Below are 1,864 nucleotides of genomic sequence, written 5' to 3'. Positions count from 1 at the left end.
TTTGAAGCCGCCGCAGTGGCATATTTAAAAGATATTGATGATAGCTGCCTACACCGTTTTATCTACTACCCGAAAGATATGGTCGAATACGCTCGCAATAATCGTCAGTAAATATTGTATCAATTAACCATAAAGGGGAGAAATCGTTGTTGCTGTTTTATAGGGTAGCGGCAAAGCAATAGCTTTTTCTCTTTATGTATTAGACTAATAGAATATTGACTAGGTTCATACTGATTATCAATAAAATAAGTATGATATAAATAAAATATAAGGAGGTTAAAATGACAGAATTTGAACAACAACGGCGACAAAAATTATTGGATGAGGATTTTTATCATTATTACCAAGAAAGTTTGAATAGGATGATTGACGAAACTGGTGTAGAAATAAAAAGTACAAAAGATCCTTTTGTAGAATTCATGATAGGTTTACTATATCAACAATTTTGTTTAGATTACACGGTAGGCAAACCTATTGTCGAATTATTACCATGGATGCAAGAAATAATTAACTATACCCAAAATGCAGTCAATTTTGTTGAACGTTATAATGTTAGTCATCCTGAAAGTGGTCTAAATATTACTATGCTAAGGGAATACTTTGAAACTGAGGAGCTATCTAATTTATTAGGGCTTTGTATTCTATTTGAACGGCAGGATTGGTTTGAAATTATCGTTAAAGCCGTCGATCTTGATCAAGAAAATCGAGAAAAAGCAATTGATAGCTTAATTGCAACGAAAATTCCCAATTATCCAATTACTGAAAAAAAAACACCAAGATCATTAAGTTTCCGTACCCCTCTTTATAAAGCCATTCATGCTGAAAAACCTAAAGATACCTTAAAATTTTTAGATGAATATTTACGCCGTTGGTACGATGGATTGCGTAAAGCTGGTTATGAATATATTGATATTCACCTGTGGCAACAAGGTGATTCTCGAGACTGTTGTTCCTTCTATGGTTATTGGTGCTTTGAAGCCGCCGCAGTGGCATATTTAAAAGATATTGATGATAGCTGCCTACACCGTTTTATCTACTACCCGAAAGATATGGTCGAATACGCTCGCAATAATCGTCAGTAAATATTGTATCAATTAACCATAAAGGGGAGAAATCGTTGTTGCTGTTTTATAGGGTAGCGGCAAAGCAATAGCTTTTTCTCTTTATGTATTAGACTAATAGAATATTGACTAGGTTCATACTGATTATCAATAAAATAAGTATGATATAAATAAAATATAAGGAGGTTAAAATGACAGAATTTGAACAACAACGGCGACAAAAATTATTGGATGAGGATTTTTATCATTATTACCAAGAAAGTTTGAATAGGATGATTGACGAAACTGGTGTAGAAATAAAAAGTACAAAAGATCCTTTTGTAGAATTCATGATAGGTTTACTATATCAACAATTTTGTTTAGATTACACGGTAGGCAAACCTATTGTCGAATTATTACCATGGATGCAAGAAATAATTAACTATACCCAAAATGCAGTCAATTTTGTTGAACGTTATAATGTTAGTCATCCTGAAAGTGGTCTAAATATTACTATGCTAAGGGAATACTTTGAAACTGAGGAGCTATCTAATTTATTAGGGCTTTGTATTCTATTTGAACGGCAGGATTGGTTTGAAATTATCGTTAAAGCCGTCGATCTTGATCAAGAAAATCGAGAAAAAGCAATTGATAGCTTAATTGCAACGAAAATTCCCAATTATCCAATTACTGAAAAAAAAACACCAAGATCATTAAGTTTCCGTACCCCTCTTTATAAAGCCATTCATGCTGAAAAACCTAAAGATACCTTAAAATTTTTAGATGAATATTTACGCCGTTGGTACGATGGATTGCGTAAAGCT

Annotated in this window: 3 protein-coding genes; all 3 read left to right on the top strand. The window is 32.8% G+C overall.

The window, feature by feature from the left end:
• On the top strand, positions 1-111 hold a 111-nt coding region (locus A9G25_RS13370; protein ID WP_442903088.1), incomplete at its 5' end, for a PoNe immunity protein domain-containing protein.
• A gap of 170 nt (positions 112-281) precedes the next feature.
• A complete protein-coding gene (locus A9G25_RS06825; protein WP_065626312.1) occupies positions 282-1,082 on the top strand; it encodes a PoNe immunity protein domain-containing protein in 801 nt (266 codons plus the stop codon).
• A 170-nt stretch (positions 1,083-1,252) separates the two neighbouring features.
• Positions 1,253-1,864, top strand: a 612-nt coding sequence (locus tag A9G25_RS06820; protein WP_065626311.1) for a hypothetical protein, incomplete at its 3' end; no start/stop codon positions are given.

This window comes from Gilliamella sp. Bif1-4, from assembly GCF_001690535.1.
In the GTDB taxonomy this organism is placed as follows: Bacteria; Pseudomonadota; Gammaproteobacteria; order Enterobacterales; family Orbaceae; genus Gilliamella; species Gilliamella bombi.
The sequence above is the reverse complement of the archived record's forward strand: the minus strand, read 5'-3'. Positions and strand labels throughout refer to the sequence as shown.